The sequence below is a fragment of the Acinetobacter sp. SM1B genome, from assembly GCF_003289665.1.
GTDB lineage: Bacteria > Pseudomonadota > Gammaproteobacteria > Pseudomonadales > Moraxellaceae > Acinetobacter > Acinetobacter schindleri.
The window spans coordinates 1-224 of record NZ_QMBM01000042.1 but is presented as its reverse complement, the minus strand read 5'-3'; the positions used below and the strand labels follow the sequence as shown (position 1 = coordinate 224).

Here is a 224-nt window from a genome sequence, read left to right as displayed (position 1 = left end):
GCTTTGGTCTACTCGACCTGACCACCTGTGTCGGTTTCGGGTACGATTCCAGTGTAACTGAAGCTTAGAGACTTTTCCTGGAAGTATGGTATCAGCCACTTCACCAGTAAACTGGCTTGCTATCAACTCTCAGCATAGAGTACCCCGGATTTGCCTAAGATACATGCCTACAGTCTTCCACCTGGACAACCAACGCCAGGCTGACTTAACCTTCTCCGTCCTCT

1 rRNA gene is annotated in these 224 nt (G+C 49.6%); it reads right to left on the bottom strand.

Annotated features, from left to right (window positions below):
* A 23S ribosomal RNA gene (locus C8322_RS14320) occupies positions 1–224 on the bottom strand; the annotation flags it as partial.